Here is a 765-nt window from a genome sequence, read left to right on the forward strand (position 1 = left end):
GTTATACTGGGACTGGTACAATAACTACGATAAGTTTATTTATGTAACTCCACCTGATGGGACTACTGTTCCTCGTGTTCGCACCATGTTCCGCGCTTACCAAAATGAACATGCTGTAACCATGTCAAACCTCCAATTGACTTGGTTCCAAGAGTACACCGATACCATGGTTCAACAATTCTACGCGGGTTATCTGGAAAGCATGTTTGCTGGAGTCGGTACCGAGTTTCTTTACCGTCCACAAGGAGCTAACTGGGCGATTGGCGCTGACGTCAACGTAATTTCTCAACGTGATCCACAAAGTTACTTCAGTGTTTACGATGAGAAATGGCAAAACGTGCCAGAATATGGACGTCCGTTCCAAGTTATTGATAAAGGATTCACTGGTTTTGTATCTGGTTACTACTACCCTCAATGGGAATTCCTGCAAGATTTGATGATCCAAGTCGATGTTGGTCAGTTCCTAGCTGGCGATGTTGGTACACAAATCAATGTTTCTAAGCAGTTCAAGAGTGGCGTAATTGCTGGCGCCTTTGCCTCATTTACAGACTTGTCTGCGGATGAATTTGGTGAAGGTAGCTTTACTAAAGGTTTCTACTTGTCGATTCCGTTTGACATCATGACCGTTAAGCCAAGTAACAATCGTGCGAACTTTAGTTGGCAGCCTCTTACTCGTGACGGAGGACAGAAACTCGGCCGTAAATACAGCTTAATTGAGTTAACCGACGAACGAAACCCTTGGTACCAAAGGCCTAACCGTTCGGA

General features: G+C 44.6%; 1 protein-coding gene. It reads left to right on the plus strand.

The genetic code is table 11. From position 1 onward, the window contains the following. A partial coding sequence (locus tag R8N47_RS24750; protein ID WP_318186044.1) for a YjbH domain-containing protein occupies positions 1–765 on the plus strand: 765 nt, incomplete at both ends.

Source organism: Vibrio sp. 2132-1 (assembly GCF_033344315.1).